Here is a 17500-nt window from a genome sequence, read left to right as displayed (position 1 = left end):
TTTTATTTATTTTCCAGGATATCATTTAATTTTTCTTTCCACGAGCTTATCTCTTGGGCCGTATAAATATCAATATTTCCGCCCTGAAACTCACCCCTTATTTCATCTAATGTATCTTCTAAATTACCTTCTATTTCCAGATATGATGCCTTCAATTTGTCCAATGTTTTTTTATCTGGTTTCCATATCTTCCGTGAAGCTGCTTCAATAAGTCTTCTTCCTATTTCTTCAATAGCCCATGGATTTACATCTAAAAACCACTTTTTCATTTCTTCATTTAGCACAAAGTTATTGGCTATTTCATTAAATACCCAGTCCTCTACCTCACCAGTAGTAGCTCCAAAGCCATAGACCCTTCCAATCCTTTTGGAGATATCACCTGCCCCTTTATATCCATGTTTTTTCATGCCCTTTATATATTTGGGATTTAATAGTTTAGCAAGAACCACCCTGTTTATTTCTTCTTTAAGGTCAACCACATCCACATTGGCGGGATTTCTTGTGTCCCCATAATAAGTCTTTGGTTTTTTACCAGATATATCCTTAACTGCCGTTGTCATGCCACCATAATTTCCAAAATATGCGCAGCAGCTCAAAAAATCTGTTTCATCAGATATGTGCTTATCAAAGGTAACTTCTACATCTTTTAAGCTATGTACAAGTTCTTTGTGTGCAGGTACTCCAAAATATTTGCCTTGACCTCCTCCACCATAGGCATATCCGTTCCAGTAGACATAGATATCAGAAAGGTCTTTTTCGACTTTCCAGGCAGAGGCATAGACTGCTAGGTTGACTCCAGATTTATATACTCCAGGCTGGGCGCAGAAGATCCTGAAGCTAAGCCTTCTAAACACATCAGGATTATCTATATCCTCTCTCTCTTTTCTTGCAAGTTCCAGAATATGCTTTTTTATATAATTTTTGTCTTCAGGCTCATCTAAAAGAGCAACCCTTGATATTGCCTCGTCCACATAAGATATCATAGCAGGGAAACAGTCCCTTAAAATTCCTGATACCCTAATATGCACATCGATCCTTGGCCTTTTTAGTTCATCCAGAGGGATTATCTCAAACCCATCTATCTGTCCATTTTGCTTCCATTTAGGCCTAACCCCTATTAGATGAAAGATCTGACATACCTGCTCTCCATCTGCCCTCATTATATCAGATGCAAGCCATACCATACCTATTTTTTTTGGGTAGTTTCCCTGTTCTTTTAGGTATTTTTTTAAAAGAGATTCTGCGAGTAATACCCCAACCCTATGAGCTGACTTAGTTGGGATACGTGTTATATCCACATTGTAGAAATTCCTACCAGTTGGAAGGATATCATATCTTCCCCTTGACAAAAATCCAGAAGGTCCAGGGGGTATATATTCTCCCTTTGTCCCCTTTAATAATGAGCCAATTTCATCTGATTTTTTTATCCTTTTGTCTATGTCTTCTACAAGATCAATAAATCTTAAAATCCTGTTTTTTACTTCTTCATTGATGTCTTTAATTTCCAGACAATTTATAATGTCTTGTATGTCTTTCCCCTGTAAAATCATAGATATTATTTTAATGGCTTTTTGTTCTGCTATATATATTAGCTTTGAATATGGTATTCCCTGCCTATTTAATTTCTCTGGAAATTTTAAGGCATATGATATATCTTCGTTCCATGCATCAAATACTATTTTATAAGTATTTAGCTCATTACTGGTATCAAATCTAAGAATTGTATTTATTAGCTCTTTTGTCTTATCCCTGTCCAATTTTTCCCCAAATATATGCATTCCTGTCTTTGTCTGAGAATTTTTTACCTTGGTTATAATCTTGTGTAAATAAGAAACAACTTCATTAAAATTATTAAATTTTTTATTGAGTATTTTATCTTTTAAAAATGATTTTTCTATTTGATCATTTATTAAATGTTGTATTTGATGAGCCCTTGCCCTATCTAGATCCTTTGCCTGGAGATATTCATTTATAAGTTCATCTAATTTTGCAAGTTCATTATATGTATCAGACGTCTGTTGTGGTGCCTGTAAATGATCTATTAATGTTGCATAACTTCTTCTTTTTGCAACAATGCCTTCAGCAGGGTTGTCACAATTATAGATATAGAGGTGTGGTAAATGCCCAATAGCAATATCTGGCCAGCACGAATTAGAGAGTCCGGCTCCTTTGCCAGGCAGCCATTCTAGATTTCCGTGGGTACCAACATGGATTATAACATCAGCTTTAAATATCTTATCCAGATACATATACGAAGCAATATACTGATGTGGAGGAGGTATGTCAGGATCATGGAGTATCTTGCACACCTGTCCATCGCACCTGGATCCTGCGCACCCCCTCTTGGGCTGCATCATTACCACTGCATTGCCAAATTGTAACCCTGTAATAACCAATTTGTCTTCATACACCATACTGGGAGGAACCCCGTTTAATTCCTTTCCTGGTGGTTCTCCCCAGGCATTTACAATATCTTTTTGGGCCTTAAGGGAAAGTTTATTGAACCATTTATTATAAATTTTTGTTGGTATTAATTCTAAATAGCCTCCTTTGGAGATGATTTCGTCCACAGTGGTCCAGCGAAATTCAGCTATTGCTTTTTTGTTCAGGATCTCTTTAAATAAGACCTCTCCTGTATTCGGGATATTATCAATCTTATATCCCTTTTCTTTCATTAGTTTCATTATCCTTACAATACTCTCTCCACTATCCAGTCCTGCAGCACTTCCCAAGGTGGCCTCTAATCCTGCACATTCATTTTTATGGATAATAAATGCAACCTTTCTCCTATTAACTGGCTTTTCTTTGAGCCTTACCCATCTTGCTACTCTTTTGGCAACGTGTTCAATCCTTTCTTTTAATGCATATCTTTTTTCATAAGAACTACCTGTTTGTTTATCTGAAAATTTTTCACTACAACCTATAATAATTGGTTCAATATTCCCTTCAAATTCTGGCATTGCAATACCAAAGGTCACATCTGATATTAGACCTTGTGGGCTTTCATACCATTCTTGTGGCGTCAAAGAGTAAGATATAACAGGCTTAAATACAGGAATATTTAGTTTTTTAAAAAAATTTACACTTTCGTTTGCAACTTCACTGGATTTATCTTCCCTGCCCATAAAGAAAAATTGCATATTTATAAGTGCAGAGATTCTTATATTTCCTGACCTATCAAAGAAATACCTTTTGGCAGTTTCAATAGGACCAATTGCCCCTGCATCTTTATCTACAACCCAATGACTAAATACCGGCAAAATATTTAGACCCTGCTTTTCCAGTTGAAAAATTAGTTCTTCTTCTATTATTCTGTCACTGTTTATAAAGGTATTTCTGGAAAACAGTATGCCAACTGTAGGACTATTTTTCTTGGGATATTTTTCTAAGTATTCTTCATAAGTTGAATATACCTCAGTATCCGGAGGCCTTATAATACCCTGATAAGGCATGGGGGAGGGCTCTTCACAAATGATGTTTTTATCTAGTAGCGATGCAAGATATATGAGGAGTCTCTTGTAATTTTCTTCACCTCCATTTGATATATATTCATAAGCCCTGGCACATACATCTACATCTACATTTGCTCCCTTGCCCCATTTTATGGGATCAAAAGAAGTGCTTATAATAAGCTTACCCTGAGATTGTTTTGTCATCTCTTCATATATATTGTCCCAAAATCCATCATCAGTAAGGTATAGAAAAACAATATCTGACTCTTTTGAATATTTAAGGAATTTATCTAGTGCATCTAAATCTTCTGTTATTTGTTTATGTGAAAAGATGTGCAGATTGATAAAAGGAATTTTTTTTGAAGCAGATATAAAAGAAGGCACATAAGAACTCCACATAATTGAGGTTATGGTAATTTTATTCATTGCTTACTCCTTTTTAATGGATGTATAATGGTATAATCTTCAGATTTATATATATTTACATCTATTTTATATACCTCTCTGATATTTTCTCTATTTAATACATCTATTGGTTTTCCCTGTTTAAATACTTTTTTCTTATTTATAATTAAAATTTTATCTGTATAATTAATAGCCAAATTTAATTCGTGTATAGCAATTAAAATTCCCAACTTGTCTTTTTTTGCCTTTTGTTTTAAGATATGCATAATGTCCAATTGATGATATATATCAAGATTATTTATAGGTTCATCTAGTAAGATATAAGGTGTATTTTGAACAAATGCCCTTGCCAATAATATTTTTTGAAGCTCACCACCACTTAGGGTATTAATGTCCCTTGATGCAAGGTGTAGAAGTCCCATATCCTTCAGTACTAACACTGCTTTATCAATATCTGTGTTATCTGGTTTCCAGTTAATATGCGGTTTTCTTCCCCTGAGTACCATTTCAAACACTGTTACTGGAAATTTTATATGATTATATTGAGGCACGTACGCTATTTTCTGGGCAATATTTTTCTTTGATAGATTTGATATTGATCTATTGTCTATTAATATATCTCCAGATAAAGGCTTGATTAGTCCCATAATACATTTTATTAAAGTAGATTTTCCCGCACCATTTGGACCTGCCAAACTTATAATTTCCCCAGGAACAATTTTTAGATCTATATCTTTTAAGATATGTTTTTTATTATACTCGCAACTTATATTAATTAGTTCAATCATTACCAATAGGTCTTTTTTCTTTTAATTAAAAGGTACATAAAAAAGGGTACGCCTATAAAAGAAGTCATAATACCGATTGGCATTACTGCAGGGGCACAGATTATTTGACCCAACATATCTGCAATTATAACAATAATTGCGCCGTTAATAGCTGATCCCAAGATCAAAAATTTGTGGTCATTTCCAATGCACATCCTGGTAATGTGTGGAGCAACCAGTCCCACAAAACCGATTATTCCAGTAAAGCATATTGATGCAGATATAATAATTGATGTTAATACTATGGAAAAAAATCGTATTTTTTTTACATCTACACCAAATGATTGTGCTATTTCGTCCCCTTCGGTCAAGATGTCAAAGTCATAAAAATGATATATAAAAAAAGGAATTGGCAATAGTATCATAAGACTGGCAATAGAGATTTCTCTCCATCCTGGTTTGGCTAGACTCCCAAAGAACCAGAACACTATCTCATGTACCTGATCAGTAGTGCCTATGTATTGGAAAAATGATATAAGAGATGAGTACAAAAACATCTGGGCAATTCCTGCGAGTATTAATGTTTCTGTGGAATCATCTTTTAGTTTGGCAATTGATATAATAAATAATGTAGATAATATGGAAAAACCAAAACTTCCCAATACAACCATATCTTTATTATATCCACCAAATAACATAATCATAAGTACTGCACCAAAACCTGCTCCTGATCCAATCCCCAATGTATATGGGGAAGCTAGAGGATTTTTGAGTATGGATTGTAAAATACATCCAGATATGCCAAGTCCAACACCCACTAAACAACCTGTAATTATCCTAGGCAGCCTTAACATCCATATAATTGTAGCTGTCCTTGTATTAAAATTTATTATGTCATGTATAGCTATTTTTGCTGGACCGATACAAATTGATACTAAAATAAATAAAAATAGTAATAAAATTGATATAAATATTATAATATATTTTTTTTTGATATCTTTAATGTAAGATATAGGATGTGTTTTATTAATTTGATACATAGTATCCTTTGTACGGAATTTTTTGAAACCTTTCTAAATACTCTTTATGCCATAAAGAAGGATCAAATTTTTGGAAAAGAGTTGGATAAAACCACTTTACTAAATACCCAATGCCAATTATAGCCTCTGGTCCACACCATATTGAGCTATCTATAACATAGACCCTATTATTTTTAACTGCCTTAGTTAAAAAGAAACCAGGTCGATTTATGATATTGTTTTTTATTTTATTAAAAAAATCTTTACTTTTCCGGGAATATCCTTTCCCCCAACTTGCAGGTTTTATTATAATTTCTGGGTCTTGTGACACGATCCATTCTGGACTAACATGGGGATAGGGGATATTAAACTCCCTGCCAATATTATATCCACCTGCAATACTACACATCTCATCTGCTCCAGATCCTGGACCTGATGCTATATAATCATTATAGGATTCCACATAGACCTTTGGTCTGTTTTTTGTGTTGAGCAATTTATTTTTTACAAATTTTAGTTTTTTTTCATACCACTCTAAAAACTTTTTTGCTTCTCTTTTTTTGTCCAATATATTACTTATGGTGATTAATTCTTTTTTGAATGTATTTATTTTGTAAAAATTCAACCTGAGTAAACTAATATGCAATGTTTTGAGCTTGGTATCCAACTCAGGACCAGGGTTTGTGCCATATGCAATCACAAGGTCTGGGTTTAAAATTGCTATTTTTTCAAAATTTGCACTATTCCAGTTTCCCACTTTAGGAAGATTTACTAAATTGCCCCAGAATTCAGGTTCTTTGGTGATTTTTGAATAGACTCCTACAACTAAATCCTCTGCATTGAGTAAGCGAACAACCTCCAGTGCGTCTGAATTTAGTACTACTATCCTTTTTATGGGGAGGGATATTTCTATCTTCCTACCCAAACAGTCTATGACCTTTATGGTCTTTGCAAAGGAAGTTATATTCCATATGCAAGTAAATAAAAATAAGCTAATAACGATAAGTAATTTCGAACAGACATATCCTGCCAGGGGTTTTATAGTATTCATAATACCTCTTATTTAGTATATTATCCACGCTAAGAGAGACTTCCATATGTTTTATGGGTGTTATAATTATTTTCCCATCCATCAAAAAGGCTGGTTCATATGTTCCGTATACTCCTTCTTCTTTATCTTTATTATGGTCGTCTGTGTAAATTTTACTGAAATAGCGTCCCTCTAATGAGGCCTTAATAATTTTATAACTTGTATCTATCCCAAAATTCCATGTTGTGGTAGGAATACCTGGCACTTTTTTGTCTTCACTTTCTGGATCTGCAGGGTTGTCTGTTATTTTTGCATTGGTGAGAGTTAAATTGGTCCATATATTCATCCATGGAAATAACTTGTGGTTTATTCCAGTCTCCAGACCATAGGTCCTTCCTTTACCTGCATTGGTCCTGATTTTATTGTGTCCCTCTATCCTTGTGTATACCAGGTCGTCTATGTGATTTAGATAACCTGTAATGTTTAGTTTTGTCTTTTTATTGAATAGATACTGTTCAACCCCTGCTTCATAGGTCCACACGGTCTCAGGTTTAAGATTGGGATTGCTTTGATAAGTGGTACTCCACCACTGCCATGTCCTGTATAGTTCATATATTGTTGGTGGTCTAAAGGCATTGCCTGCAGAAAGTCTTAGAACAGTATTTTCTAAGGGTTTATATACTAGAGATATTTTGGGGCTTACATGAGAATCTGTATTGCTCTTATATTTTTCTTCTAGGTTGGGTTTACCTGAATATCCATCAAACACCTTCCACCAATCATATCTTGCCCCAAGATAAATGGTAAGGTTATTTAGCAAATCCCATTCTTCTTGAAGATATAATGCCCATGTCTTTGACTCTCCTCCAGAATGGAATGTGCATTCTTCGTGATGATCAAAACTCCTGTAAAATGGTATGGGATATTCATTGGTATCTGCATCATCAGTCCTGTACGAAGTACCAATGGTGAGTGTGTGTTTTTCAAATAAATGAAAAGATCCCCTTATCTCCCCAAACCATGCCCTGGTTTTAGTAATAGATAACTTTCCAGGAGAATCATAGTAGAAATTTAAGGATGACCCCTTTGCAAGGGTGTATTTGTCCTCAGTCTTTACCAAGCCGACTTGGGAATAAAAATTGAGGTTCCCAAAAATATCTTCATATGATAATGTATAGGCACCTGTCTCTTTTCTCCCTATACCTGTATAAGATATAAAGTCATACGGTTTAAACTGTGCCTTTTTGTCCTCCCCTGCAATGGCATAGGTAGATGTACTACCATAGGTTCCCATATAGGTATGGGGTTTGTCATAGTCATATTTATATATACCATTTATTGTTGTAAAAGATATTTTCCCTGTTTCTGACAAATCAAATTTTAATTTTCCAGTAATGACATTTCTTCTTGCACCATTATCTCCCTTATTTCCAACAACCCAGTACTTGGGATGCCCATATTTATCATTCATTAAATATCCGCCACTGACGTTTCCTGTCCCAGTTCTGATGCTTTTTTTTACCACTGTAGTGGGATAGCCATCTGTTTCCTCTCCTTCAAACCCGATCATAAAACTCAATTTATGGAAAATTTTGTCTCCACCTAAAACAGAATATTTTTTTGTTGAATATGTTCCCAAACCACCTTTTGCCTGAAAGTTGAATTTTTTTGGGGTCTTTGTGATAATGTTAATAACTCCAGCAACGGCATTTCCACCATAAAGTGTTGAGCCTGGGCCCCTTATTATTTCAATTTTTTCAACAGAATCTATAGGAATGTCATCCCATTTAACCCCACCAGTATAAGCGTCATTTATAGGAAGGCCATCTATCATTATAAGTACATATTTGTCTCCCATAAACCCTCTCATTCTTATACCTGCAGTGGAGTCCATTAAGAATTTTGACCTCTTAAAATAAATACCCTGCAGGTCATTTAATACATCATCTATGCTATGCATTTCTTTTAATTCTATGTCCTTTGAAGTAATAACACTAACACTTGCAGGAACATTAGAAATTTCCTTTTTGGTTTTGGTAGCAGTGACTACTATTTCATCTAAATTGTAGGAGTTTTTGTCAGACTGACAATAACATATGTTAATACAAAATGAAAAAAAACATAAAAGAAAAGCAAATAATTTTTTCATTTCTTCCTCCTCCCATTATTTTTTGTGTGAGAGTAGCAAATAATGTTATTATGTCAAGAATAAATATTACTTATAAATAAAAATTTAATTGACAATATGTATGTAGTTATATAAATAAAAATTTTATAGGAGGACAGAAGATGAATTTTCCTTTTGGTGCTATTGTGGGGCAAGATGATCTAAAAAAAGCCATTCTAGTCAGTTTAGTGAATCCCCTGGTTAATGGTGTGCTTATTGAGGGAGAAAAGGGAACTGGTAAGTCCTCTATAGTTAGATCCATTTATGATATCTTGCCTGATATTGAGGTGTTTGAGGGTTGTTTGTTTAATTTAGGTCCAAAGGATGAATATTATTGTAAGGGGTGTTCTTTTTGTTCTTGCAAAAAAAAGAAGATAAAAAGAAGGCCTTTTGTACTTACCTTGCCCCTTAATGTCACTGAAGATATGGTGGTTGGGGGAATAGATTTTGAAAAAACCTTAAGATCAGGAATGGTAAGTTTCCAGCCAGGGATTTTGGCCCGTGCTAATGGGGGAGTCTTGTACATAGACGAGATAAACTTACTCCCTGACCATATTGTGGACATTATATTGGATGTCCTGGAATCCAGAGTAAACATAGTTGAAAGAGAGGGCATATCTGTAACACATCCTACGAAATTTACCTTAATTGCCAGCATGAACCCTGAAGAAGGTGATCTCAGACCTCAACTTAAAGACAGGTTTGGACTTTGTGTTAAGGTAAAGGGACTAAGAGACCCAAAGCAAAGGGTTGAAACAGTATTGAGAAGGGAGGGATTTGACAGAAATCCAATTAGATTTTTTGATTCATTTTCCCCTTTGAATAAAAAATATATGAACCAGATAACAAAGGCTAAATCTATCCTACCACGGGTAAGAATATCAAATAAACTGAGGATACTTATATCAAATTTATGTGTGGAACAAAATTGTGCAGGCCATAGGGCCGACATTATTTTAGAGCAGGCTGCAAAGGCAGATGCAGCCTTGAATTTTAAAGAAGAGGTAGAAGAAGGCCATATAATGGAGATGGCTCCTTATGTCTTGGAGCATAGAAAAAGAATGGCTACAAACAAGCAGGAGCAAAAAAAGAGTCCTCAGAAAAAAAACAATGAGTCTAAATCCAGGAATAATAAGGAAGAGAGACATAAATCTAAAACTCACAAACACAAAAATCAAACCTCTACAGATAATGAACATATAAAGCCAGAAATGAAAACAAGAGATCATATAAAAACTAAAAATGGTGAGTTATTAGAAAAGATTTTTAAAATAGGTGAGACATTTAAACCCAAGAAACTTTTACCTTTTAAGGATAGAAGATTTAGGACAGGGTCAGGGAAAAGGGCCACCTCAAAGACCAGGGCAAGGGCAGGGCGTTATGTAAGTGCTAAAATGAAATCCTATAAAAATGACATTGCCCTGGATGCAACTATCAGGGCAGCGGCTCCATATCAATTAGAAAGAAAGACAAAGAGTGAGAAAAATCTTGCTATTATAATTAATAAGGAAGATGTGAGAGAAAAAATTAGGGAGAAAAAGATAGGAACCCTTATACTTTTTTTAGTGGATGCCAGTGGTTCAATGGGTGCCATGGCCAGGATGTCTGCAGCAAAAGGGGCAATAATGTCATTACTTTTAGATGCCTATCAAAAGAGGGACAAGGTGGCCATGATTACCTTTAACAGGGATAGGGGGAGATTGATTTTGCCTCCAACTAATTCAGTTGAACTAGCTGGCAAATATTTATCTGATCTGCCCGTTGGAGGAAGGACCCCTTTATCTTCTGGATTGTATGAGACCTTTCGTTTCTTGACATTTCAAAACATAAAAGATCCTACTTTGAAGAAAATTGTTATCCTTATAACAGATGGTAGGGCAAATGTTTCACTGGGATATTTTGATGATCCAATTAAGGAGACTTTTTTAATGGCAAAAAAGCTTGGCTCTGAGTTTAAGGATACAAAATTTTTTGTAGTGGACACAGAGAAATCTGGAATAATGAATTTTGAAATGGCAAAGAAACTGGCTTATTTTTTAAATGGTATTCATTACAAACTTGAAGATTTAAAGGCAGAAAATTTATTGAATATAACAGGCAAGGAGCTATTATGAAAAAAAGATTATATCCCTTTGTGGCAATAGTAGGTCAGGAGAAAATGAAATTATCACTGATCTTAAACGTTATAAATCCTACCTTATCAGGTGTATTGATTAGGGGAGAAAAGGGCACTGCAAAATCTACGGCAGTAAGGTCCCTTGCCAGCATACTCCCAGAAATCCAAGTAATAAAAGATTGTCCATTTCAAATATCACCCAGTGATTCAATGGATGTTTGTGAGGGGTGTTTTAATGATAAGTGCAGAGAATTAAGATTAAGAGGTGAAAATCTGGAGATTATATCCAGGCCTGTAAATGTTGTAGACCTGCCCATTGGTGCAACTGAAGATAGGGTAGTAGGTACACTGGATTTAGAGCATGCTTTAAAAACTGGGGAAAAGAGGGTTGAACCCGGTATACTGGCCCAGGCGAACAAAGGTATCTTGTATGTGGACGAGGTAAATTTATTAGACGATCATATAGTAGATATTTTGCTAGATGCAGCTGCTATGGGAGTAAACACAATTGAGAGGGAAGGCATATCCTTTTCTCATCCAGCTAGGTTTGTCTTAATTGGAACAATGAATCCTGAAGAAGGGGAGTTAAGACCTCAACTCCTGGACAGATTTGGACTATGTGTGCATGTTAAAGGAGTAAGGGACCCAAAAGATAGGATAGAAATTATGAGAAGACGATCTGAGTTTGAAGAAGGACCAGAAAAATTTATAAAAAAATGGGAAAAAGCCTCTCTTGAACTAAAAAATAAGATTCAAAGGGCAAAGGAAATTTATTTCAGTGTAGGGATGAAGGAGGATTTATTATTTAAAATAGTAGAAACCTGTATTAATTTAAATATTGACGGACATAGGGGTGATATAATTGTATATAAGACTGCCAAAACGCTGGCAGCTTTTAATGGCAGAGACGTAGTTAAAGAAGAAGATGTTGATTTGGCGCTTCAATTAGCCCTTCCACATAGGATTAGAAGAAGGCCATTTGAAGAGGTCAGGGAAGTTGATTTTACTTCTGTAGATAATTAATATCGTTATTGTACATTTAAACAAGTTAAATCACATTTAATTTTATTTATACAACTATTACAATAAAATCTATTTTTATAATAAATTAATTTTGACCTGAGTACTAATTCTTTACAATTAGAACATATTCCATATGAACCAGCTAGTTCATATTCTGGTTCCTTCCATGGGATTCTTTTTATATCAAATAAATAGCGTGGTGCTTTATTTATTAATTTTACAATTTTGTTGGCAATTTTTTCTTGATATTCTAAGATATCATCCATTGTTGCAATATTTTTTAATATCTTTTCTTCAATTTGAATAAAATTAGAATCATCTGCTATTGTCATATATTTAAATGAAAATTTGAATGCTTCCATATAATTTATAAAATATAGATAATAATTATGCTTGCCTGTATCAAATATTTTTAAACGTTGATTACCTATTGTTGTACCAAGCAAAATTTGAATTGAATCCACTGCTGAAGTAGAATTTTCAGATACAACAAATATATTACTATATTTTTCTCCTTTTTGATTAATAAGTTGCATAACATACTCACAAAATTTTGCTCCAATAACAAGTTCTGGACATAGGTGTCCGTGAAAATCTGTTATCCTCTTTAATATCATATTGACCAGCATGTTTACCTCTTTTTTGGGAAAAATTTTATTATGAACCAATACCTTATAGCTAAGCACCCAATTTCCTTCATTAAATACCTTTGATTTTAAAAAATTAAAAAAATGAAAATATAAGAAGTATACCTGTCCATTGGACCTCACAATAAAGCCATTTATTGGAAAATCATGACATGTTTTAACCCTTAATATGACCTCGTTTATCCAATGCCAAGTATCTTCAAAGAAAAACCATCTAGGTAGCCTTGATTTAGGGTCCAGTTTTACTTTTACTTTTTTCTGAATGTATTCAATCTGGTCAAGATTAATTGACTGGAGTATTTTATACTTGTCCATAAGTTATCTTCTTATGTCTGGAATGGATTACTAAAATAAAAATTTTTAATTTGCAAGAAAAAAATATTACTTTTATAAAAAAGATAACATAAATAATATAATTAAAATAATTTTGTATTAAAAAATCCTGGTCCACCAATATTGTATTAACACAAAGGTAAAAAAGGTCCTTTTATAGGATAACTCAAAAAGGTCTTGACAAATGGGATCTTGTCCCATAAATTTTCATGTCATGAAGGTCATAGTCGCATCTATCTCCTATACATGGAATTTAAATTGGTGGTGGCGTTTCTGGGGAGAGGTGCGGTCTGGCCTGGATGTTTTTTAATAAAAAAAGAGAAAAAGAGGTCAAAGGCCGCAGGCAAAACAAAGTCTGCGGCCTTTTTTTTAATCAAAAAAATAGGAGGCAGTTATGAGACAAAAAGGATTACTTGTAACATTACTTTGTTTTGTGTTCCTATTTAGTGGGGCACTACCCAATTTATGTAGGGCAGGTTCCATCCAACTAACCTATGCCAACTTTCCTCCAGCATCCACTTTTCCGTGTATTCAGATGGAGAGGTGGAAAAAGGAAGTTGAAAAAAGGACTAACCATAAGGTTCATGTCCTCACATTTCCAGGGGGGACATTGCTCGGTGCAAAGGACATGTTTAGGGGAGTTATACAGGGCCAGGCTGATATTGGTTGCCTTTGTATGGCTTATCAGCCAGGGGTCTTTCCTTTAACTACTGTTATTGGACTACCACTTGGCTTTAAGGATGCGAAGACTGCGTCATTAGTGCTTTGGGAGATATACAGGAAATATCGGCCAAAAGAATTTTCAAAAGTAAAAGTAATTACGCTTTTTACGTCTGCACCGTCAAATATCATGTCCAAGGTTCCAATTAGGTCTTTAAAGGATTTACAGGGTCTAGAACTCAGGGCATCTGGCACTGCATCTAAGATTTTAGAGATTCTTGGGGCAACGCCTGTGTCAATGCCCATGTCTGAGACCCCAGAAGCCATCCAAAAAGGGATTGTTAAGGGGCTGTTATCTTCTTTAGAGGTATTAAAGGACTTGAATTTTGCTGCCTATTGTCCATATGAAACCATTACTACTTTTCAGGTGTATCCCTTTGCAGTGATAATGAATAAACAAAAATGGAACTCACTTCCTAAAGATGTTAAAGATGTGATTGACTCCATGTCCAGGGAACAGGCATCCTGGACAGGGGAATATATGGATAATCATGTCAAGGAAGCAATTGAATTTGCAAAACAAAAATACAATGCAAAGCTTTTTCATTTCTCAAAACAGGATACAATTAAATCTAAAAAACTATGTGAGGAAGTAATAGTAGAATGGAAAAAAATGGCCACTAAATCCTCTATTCCTGCTGATAAAGTTTTAAAAGATGTGTACAGACTTAAAGCAAAATATGAGTATTAGTTAGAGTTAACAGGGATGGGATAACAGCAATATGGTATCTCTTCCCATCCCTGTTACCCATAACCAAAATAAAAATACATATAAAATTATGAAGACAATAAAAAAGATAAACTATGTACTTAACTTTTTAGGTGGACTGCTTTTACTTTCAATGATGCTTGTGGCCTCTTTTAATATTATTTTCAGGCTGTTTGGCCATCCCATAAAAGGGACATTTGAATTATTGGGTTTTTTAGGCGCCATGGTTTGCAGCCTCTCCCTTGCAGAAACTGAAGCAAAGGGAGGTCATATTCAAGTGGCACTCCTGTATGAAAAAATGCCCAAGAAAATAAAATCAATACTAGATGTAGTGACCTTAATTTTATCAATTGGATTTTGGTCCCTTGTTTGTTTTAAGCTCTTTCAGCTTGGGCTCTTAATAAAAGATTCTGGAGAACTCTCTGAGACCTTGAGGATCCCATTTTATCCTGTAATTTTTTTGTGCTTAATTGGGGTCTTGGCTTTAATTGTATTTATTTTCTTGAGATTTTGGAAAAAAATATATGCCTATTTCTTTAGCTCTGCTTATTGATTGGGTTATGGAGCAGGTGATTAGTGAAAGGTAGAGGGATGAAGGGTGTATGTGAAAGTGTGAGTGTATGTGTGTGTATATGGAAGTTACAGACCACAGACACAGATCACATACACAGACACATCAGAGCTTGAGACTCACGAGTTAATGGAATAGGCAGATAAATTAAAATTATAATAATATGTTAATCCCTATATTTTGATAAACTAGGATTAAGTAATGTAGGTGTTCTTATGGATTTTTCACTCATAGGTATTTATGGAATAGTATTACTTTTGCTTATTATGTTTTTGCTTCCCATCCCAGTTGGGTTGGCAATGGGGATTGTGGGGTTTTTGGGGTTTTGGGTGTGTATAAATTTTAATGCAGCAGTTGGCATGGTAGGTGAGGAGACGTGGAAGGTATTTTCTTCTTATGGACTAACGGTAATCCCTTTGTTCATATTGATGGGGCAAATATGTTTTTATTCAGGTGTAAATAGGAGAATGTATAAGTGGGCCAATATACTCCTTGGACAAATAAGAGGTGGCCTTGCCATGGCAACTATCCTTGCGTGTGCAGGATTTGCTGCTATTTGCGGATCCAATACAGCCACTGCAGCTACCATGGCCACTGTGGCTTTGCCTGAGATGAAAAAATATAATTATGACCTTGGTTTTAGTGCAGGAGTGGTAGCAACAGGGGCCACACTTGGGGTAATGATTCCGCCCAGTGTGGTGCTCATTATAATAGGGCTCCAAACTGGACAATCAATAAGTGTTTTATTTCTAGGTTCCATTATCCCAGGCATCTTGCTAACCATTGGATTTATACTCGCTGTGGCCATAATCTGTAACATATATAAAGACCTGGGACCTTCCACTGAGTCCACCATGGTAAAAGACAAGCTAAGGGCAATATTGGGTTTTTGGGAAATATTTTTATTATTCTCTCTTGTTATGGGAGGTCTGAGCTTTGGTATATTTACTCCAAGTGAGGCTGGTGCCGCTGGTTCAACCCTGGCCCTTCTAATCAGTATCTTCAGGAAGGATTTAGATATGGGAGGTTTCTCAAAGGCAATCTATGATACATTAAAGATTACCTGTATGATTTACATAATTATACTTGGTGCAGTAATCTTTGGTCGTTTCTTGACCATCTCGCGAATTCCATATGACGCTGCCTCATATGTGGCAGGACTAAAACTTCCCTCGTGGACTATAATGGGATTTATATTTTTGATCTATTTGATTGGTGGAGCAATAATGGATGCACTAGCCTTGCTCCTTGTTACAATCCCAATTTTTTTCCCAATTGCAAGGTCCCTTGGATATGACCCCATCTGGTTTGGTGTCTGGATTACATTGGTAACGACCATGGGTGCAGTTACCCCTCCTGTGGGGATCAATGTGTTCATAGTCTCTGCCATGGACCAGGAATTAAGTATTGCCAGAGTCATAAAAGGGGTAGTCTATTTCCTCCCTGTGTTCACAATACTTGTCTTTTTGTTAATAGGGTTTCCCCGATTGGTCCTGTGGCTGCCTTCACTATTTGGAGCCAGGTAGACTACTCTATTCCTATATTTGCTTATTTATTTATATTCTTCAAATATCTGTAATAGCTATTAATATTATAAACTGCAGCAAGGGGATTGTGGCCAAGTAGTCTGTCTTTAACAGCAAGGACAGTACAAGGGGATTTTGCATATTTTAAAAATAATGTATCGTGACCAACGCATAGACCAAGGAGTATATCTAGATCTGTCCCTTCTGAATTAAGCACCATTGCCTGTAAAACGGGATTGCACATTGATTCAAACTTACCAATTGCAATCTTCTCATTATCTGAGATGCCAATGGTCTCTTTGGGAACTGCCCCAACTTTACACACTACAGATACAACATCAAATCCCATGTCTGAATAAAATTTTTCTACAACCTTGGCCTCCTCCCTTAAGCCCACGCAAAATGCTATGCCAAGCCTCCTAAATTTCATCTTTTTTGCATATTCTGCTATTTCTAAAATCCTAGGTTTTATGGGTATTACTTTATCATATCCTTGCTCTTTGTTCCCATACCCTTCTGCTTCTTGGAGGGAGGCATTTTGTGCAAGGATGTAGATATCTTCTTTTTTGTATTCCCTTAAACTTTTTTCAATCAGATCTTTTTTTGTGATTGTTGGACAATTTTTGGGATGTTTTCCTCCTGTATCTCTCCGACAAACCCTTTCTGATAAGGCTATTGAACATGCTGCGCAATTTGGCTTTAAATCCATTTTAGACCTCCTGCTGAGTAATATAGTTTAATGGTGTTAAAAGACTATTTCTCTCTTTTTAATCCAAGTTTATTCAAACTTTGGTTAATTTATTTAAATTGTGTTAGACAGCTGATACCATTGAACCAATAGACTTTTACTGACTCACTCTGAAAATAATATCATAAAAAGATAACAATTGAACGAATCAAAATTAAAGGAATTGTGTGAATAGTTCAAGTCTGTGATTGAAAACTGATTTTTTTACTGAATAAAATAGTAACTATCCCAAAAAAACAACTTATCTTAAGAAGATGTTATATATTA

General features: G+C 35.1%; 12 protein-coding genes. 5 read left to right on the top strand and 7 right to left on the bottom strand.

Annotation, left to right across the window (positions count from 1 at the left end; all coding sequences use genetic code 11):
* Positions 1-2: 2 nt before the first annotated feature.
* Genes cobN through ACYQ0O_RS07870 form a run of 5 tightly spaced genes read right to left on the bottom strand, consistent with a single transcriptional unit; the run spans position 3 to position 8822 of the window.
* Positions 3-3878: a cobaltochelatase subunit CobN gene (gene cobN / locus ACYQ0O_RS07890; protein WP_459891889.1), complete on the bottom strand. Its 3876-nt coding sequence runs from the start codon at positions 3876-3878 to the stop codon at positions 3-5.
* Positions 3875-4645 carry an ABC transporter ATP-binding protein gene (locus ACYQ0O_RS07885; RefSeq protein ID WP_459891888.1) on the bottom strand — a complete coding sequence of 257 codons (771 nt, stop codon included), beginning with the start codon at positions 4643-4645 and terminating at the stop codon, positions 3875-3877. The genes cobN and ACYQ0O_RS07885 overlap by 4 nt, the downstream gene beginning before the upstream one ends.
* Positions 4645-5664 carry a FecCD family ABC transporter permease gene (locus ACYQ0O_RS07880; protein WP_459891887.1) on the bottom strand — a complete coding sequence of 340 codons (1020 nt, stop codon included), beginning with the start codon at positions 5662-5664 and terminating at the stop codon, positions 4645-4647. The genes ACYQ0O_RS07885 and ACYQ0O_RS07880 overlap by 1 nt, the downstream gene beginning before the upstream one ends.
* Positions 5651-6694: an ABC transporter substrate-binding protein gene (locus ACYQ0O_RS07875; RefSeq protein ID WP_459891886.1), complete on the bottom strand. Its 1044-nt coding sequence runs from the start codon at positions 6692-6694 to the stop codon at positions 5651-5653. The genes ACYQ0O_RS07880 and ACYQ0O_RS07875 overlap by 14 nt, the downstream gene beginning before the upstream one ends.
* A complete protein-coding gene (locus ACYQ0O_RS07870; protein WP_459891885.1) occupies positions 6636-8822 on the bottom strand; it encodes a TonB-dependent receptor plug domain-containing protein in 2187 nt (728 codons plus the stop codon). Before ACYQ0O_RS07870 ends, ACYQ0O_RS07875 begins: the two co-directional genes overlap by 59 nt.
* A gap of 140 nt (positions 8823-8962) precedes the next feature.
* Here ACYQ0O_RS07870 and ACYQ0O_RS07865 point away from each other — a divergent pair, with 140 nt between their 5' ends.
* Both ACYQ0O_RS07865 and ACYQ0O_RS07860 read left to right on the top strand, forming a co-directional pair.
* Positions 8963-10954 carry a magnesium chelatase subunit D family protein gene (locus ACYQ0O_RS07865; protein ID WP_459891884.1) on the top strand — a complete coding sequence of 664 codons (1992 nt, stop codon included), beginning with the start codon at positions 8963-8965 and terminating at the stop codon, positions 10952-10954.
* The gene (locus tag ACYQ0O_RS07860; protein WP_459891883.1) at positions 10951-11979 is read left to right on the top strand and encodes a magnesium chelatase ATPase subunit I; all 1029 of its coding nucleotides are present in this window, start codon (positions 10951-10953) and stop codon (positions 11977-11979) included. The genes ACYQ0O_RS07865 and ACYQ0O_RS07860 overlap by 4 nt, the downstream gene beginning before the upstream one ends.
* A gap of 5 nt (positions 11980-11984) precedes the next feature.
* Here the strand turns inward: ACYQ0O_RS07860 and ACYQ0O_RS07855 are convergent, their stop codons facing one another.
* On the bottom strand, positions 11985-12941 hold the full coding sequence (locus ACYQ0O_RS07855) for an FmdE family protein (RefSeq protein WP_459891882.1): 957 nt from the start codon (positions 12939-12941) through the stop codon (positions 11985-11987).
* 412 nt (positions 12942-13353) lie between these two features.
* Here ACYQ0O_RS07855 and ACYQ0O_RS07850 point away from each other — a divergent pair, with 412 nt between their 5' ends.
* The 3 genes from ACYQ0O_RS07850 (at position 13354) to ACYQ0O_RS07840 (ending at position 16485) form a co-directional block, all read left to right on the top strand.
* On the top strand, positions 13354-14370 hold the full coding sequence (locus ACYQ0O_RS07850; protein ID WP_459891881.1) for a TRAP transporter substrate-binding protein: 1017 nt from the start codon (positions 13354-13356) through the stop codon (positions 14368-14370).
* Between the two features lie 88 nt (positions 14371-14458).
* Complete coding sequence (locus ACYQ0O_RS07845) at positions 14459-14941, top strand: TRAP transporter small permease (protein WP_459891880.1); 483 nt, start codon at positions 14459-14461, stop codon at positions 14939-14941.
* Positions 14942-15174: 233 nt separating this feature from the next.
* Positions 15175-16485 carry a TRAP transporter large permease gene (locus ACYQ0O_RS07840; RefSeq protein ID WP_459891879.1) on the top strand — a complete coding sequence of 437 codons (1311 nt, stop codon included), beginning with the start codon at positions 15175-15177 and terminating at the stop codon, positions 16483-16485.
* A 22-nt stretch (positions 16486-16507) separates the two neighbouring features.
* Here ACYQ0O_RS07840 and ACYQ0O_RS07835 read toward each other — a convergent pair whose 3' ends face one another.
* Positions 16508-17194, bottom strand: a complete 687-nt coding sequence (locus ACYQ0O_RS07835) for a DUF1847 domain-containing protein (RefSeq protein ID WP_459891878.1) — start codon at positions 17192-17194, stop codon at positions 16508-16510.
* Between the last annotated feature and the right edge of the window lie 306 nt (positions 17195-17500).

It is taken from the genome of Desulfothermus okinawensis JCM 13304, from assembly GCF_054654515.1.
The sequence above is the reverse complement of the archived record's forward strand: the minus strand, read 5'-3'. Positions and strand labels throughout refer to the sequence as shown.

What these genes read in the sequence shown, in the direction of transcription:
- ACYQ0O_RS07865 (WP_459891884.1), top strand. Translation starts at nt 8,963, where the DNA reads ATGAATTTTCCTTTTGGTGCTATTGTGGGGCAAGATGATCTAAAAAAA.
- ACYQ0O_RS07880 (WP_459891887.1), bottom strand. Translation starts at nt 5,664, where the DNA reads ATGTATCAAATTAATAAAACACATCCTATATCTTACATTAAAGATATC.
- ACYQ0O_RS07855 (WP_459891882.1), bottom strand. Translation starts at nt 12,941, where the DNA reads ATGGACAAGTATAAAATACTCCAGTCAATTAATCTTGACCAGATTGAA.
- ACYQ0O_RS07845 (WP_459891880.1), top strand. Translation starts at nt 14,459, where the DNA reads ATGAAGACAATAAAAAAGATAAACTATGTACTTAACTTTTTAGGTGGA.
- ACYQ0O_RS07840 (WP_459891879.1), top strand. Translation starts at nt 15,175, where the DNA reads ATGGATTTTTCACTCATAGGTATTTATGGAATAGTATTACTTTTGCTT.
- ACYQ0O_RS07885 (WP_459891888.1), bottom strand. Translation starts at nt 4,645, where the DNA reads ATGATTGAACTAATTAATATAAGTTGCGAGTATAATAAAAAACATATC.
- ACYQ0O_RS07835 (WP_459891878.1), bottom strand. Translation starts at nt 17,194, where the DNA reads ATGGATTTAAAGCCAAATTGCGCAGCATGTTCAATAGCCTTATCAGAA.
- ACYQ0O_RS07870 (WP_459891885.1), bottom strand. Translation starts at nt 8,822, where the DNA reads ATGAAAAAATTATTTGCTTTTCTTTTATGTTTTTTTTCATTTTGTATT.
- cobN (WP_459891889.1), bottom strand. Translation starts at nt 3,878, where the DNA reads ATGAATAAAATTACCATAACCTCAATTATGTGGAGTTCTTATGTGCCT.
- ACYQ0O_RS07850 (WP_459891881.1), top strand. Translation starts at nt 13,354, where the DNA reads ATGAGACAAAAAGGATTACTTGTAACATTACTTTGTTTTGTGTTCCTA.
- ACYQ0O_RS07875 (WP_459891886.1), bottom strand. Translation starts at nt 6,694, where the DNA reads ATGAATACTATAAAACCCCTGGCAGGATATGTCTGTTCGAAATTACTT.
- ACYQ0O_RS07860 (WP_459891883.1), top strand. Translation starts at nt 10,951, where the DNA reads ATGAAAAAAAGATTATATCCCTTTGTGGCAATAGTAGGTCAGGAGAAA.